Origin of the sequence: Streptomyces sp. NPDC059957, assembly GCF_042730015.1 — a bacterium.
GTDB lineage: Bacteria > Actinomycetota > Actinomycetes > Streptomycetales > Streptomycetaceae > Streptomyces.
Genome location: NZ_JBHWMB010000161.1, coordinates 1 through 4,934, shown reverse-complemented (window position 1 = coordinate 4,934; position 4,934 = coordinate 1). Strand labels below are relative to the sequence as shown.

The following is a 4,934-nucleotide window of genomic DNA, read 5'->3' as shown; positions in this document are numbered from 1 at the left end:
GTACGGGATCCAGTCCCGGACCGGGTCCCCGACGCTGATGCCCGACCAGTCCCCGGGGGCACCGGCGAAGCGGTCCGTCAGCCCCGACTCGGCGACGACGTACCGCACGTCGCCGCGCTCCAGCCGGTCGGAGATCTCCGCCGGGGTCGCCGTGACGTAGGTGGGGATGACGATCGCGCCGAGCTTCATGGCGGCGAGCATCGTCTCCCACACCTCCGCCCGGTTGCCGAGCATCAGCAGCAGCGGATCGCCGCGGCGCACCCCGAGGGAGCGGAGCCACGTGGCGACCTGGTCCGAGCGCCGGGCCAGCTCGCCGAAGGTGAGCACCCGGTCGGTGGCGGGCCCGCCGTCGCCGACGATCCGCAGGGCCGGCCGGTCGGGCCCGGCGCCCAGGGTGTCGAACCAGTCGAGGGCCCAGTTGAACTCGGTCAGCTCGGGCCAGCGGAACTCCCGTACCGCCTTGTCCAGGTCGGTGCGGTGCAGGAGCAGCACGTCCCGGGCCGCCCGGAACCGCTCGGTGGGGGAGAGGGCGGCACCCGGCCCCCCGCTCATGCCGCGTCCTCGGGGACGAGGACGGCCTCGGTCTCGGTGACGAGGACGGCCTCGGCCTCGGGCACGCCGCGCTCCGCGAGGGCCGCCGGACGCAGTACATCCGCCGCGATGGCGTCGGCGTCCCGGTAGAAGAGCGTGTTGACCCCCGGGCGGCTGGAGCCGACCTGGGTGAACCAGCGCGTGTGCTCGGTGGGTATCCCGATGGCGTACAGGTCGCCCTGCGCGTTCCCGCGTGCGTCCACGACGTGGAACGGGGCCTCGGTCACGTCCAGGCCGCCGGTGACGTACGCGGTGCCCTCGGGCCCGTCGATCACGTACGGGCGGACCACGCCCTCGCCGAGCAGCTGCTGCGTCAGGGGGGAGGTGTCGCGCAGCAGTTCCGGGGTGGGGATGCGGGCGTCGACGAGGGTCCGCACGATCCGCTCGGAGCCGGCCACCTGCGGGGAGCCGACGCGGAACCCGCCACCCGCCTCGTCGGTCTCGAACCGGGTGCCGGGACCGGCGACCTCCACGACGCCCTGCCGGATCAGGGCCCGCAGCTGCTCGACCCGGGACATCGGGGGGCCCGCCGACAGCAGGGCGTTGACGGGCAGGAAGCGGCGGTGGAAGAAGCCGGTGTGCGACTCGGGCAGCAGGCCGCCGTAGTCGACGGCTTCGCGGACCACGTTGCGGATGTCGCGCAGGACGTCGAGGGCGGCCTTCAGCGGACCGTCCGAGGTGCCGAGCGCGGCCGCCTCGAGGTCCCGGTCCATGACGTCCAGCAGCTGCCCGCGGAACTCCTCGGGAGAGGCGAAACGCGTGTCGCCGAAGGGCCGGGCCAGCGCGTCCAGGTCGATGGGCGCTACGTCGGACAGCCCGGCCCGGGCCAGCAGCGCGGCCCGGTCCGCGCCGGCGTGCAGCGCGGCGGCGTGCTCCTCGGCGAACGCGACGGCCGCTTCGGCGCCCCGGGAGGTCCGGACGTGCGTGACGTAGTAGACGTGCTCGATCTCCTGGAGCAGCAGGGGCAGTACGTCCTCGGCGAAGTCCAGCTGGCCGCTGCCGGTCACGCCGCGGCGGGCCCGGGCGGCGGTGAGGGCGGAGCGGGTGAGGAACAGGGCGCGGTGGCTGAACGAGGGAGCCTTCTGGTTGCGGCCGCGCGCCGGGATCGGCAGCCCGCTGCGGGATCCGGCGGTGATGCGGGGCTCGCGGCCGCTGGCCCGGTAGACGAGCACGCCGTCTGCTCCGGTGGCGAACTCGCCGCCCCGGCCGACGGTCAGCGAGAGCATGACGTCGTAGAAGGACAGGCCCAGACCACGGATGCCGACGGTGCTGCCGGCCGGGATCGTCTGCTCGTCGAGGGCCATGTCGGCCGCCGAGTCCCCGCACAGGTAGTGGGTGCCGGGCGTACGGTCGGCGAAGTCGAGCATCTCGCGCTCGAAGAGGTCCGGAGCGTTGAACGGGTGCCCCGTGGCCAGCACGACGCGGTCGGCCTCCAGCAAGTGCGGCGCCGTGTCCAGGCTGAGCAGGTGGCCGCCGTCCGGGCCGGTGCGCAGAGCGGTGACCCGGCCGGTGACGGGCACCAGCTCGACGTGGTCGGGCAGGCTGCGGGCGATGGTCCGGTACACGTCGGTGAGGTACTGGCCGTACCGGACGCGGGGCGCGTAGTCGTCCGGGCCCAGCGGCTCCTCGCCGAGCAGCGCGCGCGCCTCGATCCACTGCCCCAGGGAGGGGCCCGCACCGGGGCGGGCGGGGCCGTCATCCGGGTCGCCGGAGTACATCGTCACCTGGCTGATGACGGTGTTCATGGTGAACCAGTCGTCCTGGTCGGTGCGCCACACCCGGCCGGCGCCGACCTCCGTCGCGTCGATCAGGTGGATCCGTACGGGCCGGGGCGGTATGCCGGTGTTCTGGCGTGCCTCGGCGGCCGTGCGGACGGCGAGGCGTTCGAGGACGGAGATGCCGCGCGGGCCACTGCCGATGACGGCGAGGACGAGCGGGCGCGTAGCGGATGAGTATCCGGGCACAGGAGCTTCCTAAGTGGTGAGGAGGGCGCGCGGTACAGGGGCGCACGGAGCCGGGCGCGGGGCGGCGCGGGCATCAACGGCGGCAGGGTGCCGGGCGCCGAACGGCGGGCGGTGCGGTGCGGGTGGCCGGTCAGGCCGGGAGGGCGGCGGTACCGTCGCGCTCGCCACCGCCGACCAGGGCGGCCTGGTCGAAGGACTCCTGCGTGTACGAGAGCATCCCGAGCAGGTCGTCGGCGCGCAGCTTGGCGCGGCCGGGCGCGGGCAGGGCCGCGATGGGCATCGAGCCGGCGGTGTGCCACTGGAGGCTGCCGCGTCCGTCGATGTAGCTGCGTGAGCGCTGGGCGTTGTCGGCGTGCAGGCAGTACGGGACATCCAGGACGCCCCGACGGAAGGCCTCGGTCAGCGCGCGCCCGGTGTCCGGGTGGATCTCCAGTACGGCCTCGACGAGCGCCCTGGCCTCGGCCAGTACCCCGAACTCTTCGCTGACCACGGGGGACTGGCCCTGGTACGCGGCCGCGGCCGTGGCCGCTTCCTCCAGCGCGTGGATGTTGTCCTCGATGGTGGGGATGCGGTGCGCCTCGGCCGGCGTCTTGACGATCATGCGTTCGGTGCCGGTGAGCGCGGCCAGTCGCGCGCTGTCGCGCAGCAGTCCCAGCGCCCCGCCGGTCGTCCGGGGGAAGACACCCATGTACGTGTAGAGCACGACGTGCCAGTCGAGGCCCGTCAGGTGTTCCGCGGCGAGGGTGCGCAGCGCCAGCAGCGCCTCGACGTCTTGGACGTGGTGGGTCTGCTGGGCGTAGCTGAGGGAGATGCTGCGCAGCCCGTACTGCTTGAAGAAGATGCCTTCCAGCACGGAGAGGGCGACCAGCAGGCTGGGCGGGCAGAGTTGGCCGAGCATGCAGCCGCCGAAGCTCTCCAGGTGCGTGCCGGGGCGGGACGCCAGCAGTTCACAGGTGCGTGCCCAGGCTTCGACGGAGTCGCGGATGGGCGTGCGGCTGTACGGCAGGCAGTAGGAGATCGGGCCGCCCTCGGTGGCGTCGAGCCCGGCGTCCAGCAGGGCGCGGATGATGCCGATCGGGTTGGCGGATCCGTGGCGTACCTGGACGGCGAAACCGTCGCCGACGAGTCCCGAGGTGAGGTCGCGGGTGGTGTCGGGGCCGTGCGCGACGATGGGGTAGCCGTTGAGGTCGGTCCCCTCGATCAGGGCCCGCCGGGCGGACTCGTTGTCGCCGACGCGCGTGTAGCTGTCGATGGTGAGGGTGCCGACGGTGCGGGCCCGGGCGGCTTTGACCGCGTGCAGGCCCTGCCGCATGCGCGGTACGTCGGCAAACCCCATCCGGGGCTGGACGACCAGCTGTCCGGCCCGGCCGGCCGCCGCGACGGCCGCCGCGAACGAGCCGAGGGGTTCGGCGGATCCGGTGGACGCCACTGTGGACGCGTTCACGCCGCGCTCGACTCGAGGGCCGGCACGGCGGACTGGGCGATGTAGCGGCGGAACTCCGCGACGCCCGCGGCGTCTTCGAAGACGGCGTCGAAACCGGCCGCCATCAGCTCCGGTCCGTAGGTGCCCGCCTCGGCGCCGCGCACCCCGAGCTTGCCGCCGATGACGATGCGCAGGTCCTGGAGGTCCGGCTCGTCGCGCAGGCGCCGGATCGCCCGGGCTCCGTCGAGTGCCCCGTGACCGTTGACGCTGCTGACGACGACCAGGTCGGGCCGGACGCGGCGGCACTCCTCGATGAGCAGCTCGTCGGGTACGCACGAGCCGACGTTGACCACCTCGTGGCCCATCTCCTCCAGCAGCAGCTGGAGGAAGACGAGGTTCCAGGTGTGGGAGTCGGAGGAGACGCTGGACACGAGCACGCGGCGGCCGGAGCGCTGCACCGCGTGCGGAGGCTGGACGGCAGGGGTGGTGGTCCGGGTCTGGAGAGGGTGCGCAGACAAGGCAGTGTTCTTTCGGTCAGCGGGAGTGGGCGGGTGCGAGGGAGCGCAGGTGGGCCCGCACGGAGCAGGCGGGCCGCGAAACGGGCGGTGCGGTGCGGGGCGGGGCGGCCGAGTCAGGGCGTTGACAGCCGCCCCGCCCCGTCCCGGTCAGGGGGCCGCGGTGATGCCGACCGCGCGGACCGGCTTCTTCGGTTCGCGGGCGGCGGCGGGCCGGGTGCGGATGGCGAGCACGGTGCAGCCCGTACGGCTGGACATCTGGTGCTCGGTGCCGGGACCTTCCACGACCAGGTCGCCCTTGACGTAGGAGATCCCGTCGCTGTGGTCCAGGACGCCGTCCAGGACCAGCATGAGTTCGTGGCCGAGGTGTTCGTGGAAGTCGCCGTGCGCGCCCGGCGGGAAGCGGAGCAGCAGACCGACGGAGTCCTCGCCCTCGGACTC

The 4,934-nt window shown here is 73.6% G+C and carries 5 protein-coding genes; all 5 read right to left on the bottom strand.

What is annotated here, in order from left to right:
* Positions 1-552: AMP-binding protein (locus tag ACFWBW_RS41515; RefSeq protein WP_385385040.1), on the bottom strand; the 552-nt coding region annotated here is incomplete at its 3' end.
* The gene (locus tag ACFWBW_RS41510) at positions 549-2,555 is read right to left on the bottom strand and encodes an FAD/NAD(P)-binding protein (RefSeq protein ID WP_385385037.1); all 2,007 of its coding nucleotides are present in this window, start codon (positions 2,553-2,555) and stop codon (positions 549-551) included. The genes ACFWBW_RS41515 and ACFWBW_RS41510, both read right to left, overlap by 4 nt.
* A gap of 130 nt (positions 2,556-2,685) precedes the next feature.
* Positions 2,686-3,999, bottom strand: a complete 1,314-nt coding sequence (locus ACFWBW_RS41505) for a methylaspartate mutase (RefSeq protein WP_385385034.1) — start codon at positions 3,997-3,999, stop codon at positions 2,686-2,688.
* Entirely contained in the window at positions 3,996-4,496 is a 501-nt protein-coding gene (locus tag ACFWBW_RS41500; protein WP_385385031.1) for a cobalamin B12-binding domain-containing protein, read from the bottom strand. Before ACFWBW_RS41500 ends, ACFWBW_RS41505 begins: the two co-directional genes overlap by 4 nt.
* 147 nt (positions 4,497-4,643) lie before the next feature.
* The coding region (locus ACFWBW_RS41495; protein ID WP_385385029.1) for a cupin domain-containing protein at positions 4,644-4,934 on the bottom strand (291 nt) is incomplete at its 5' end.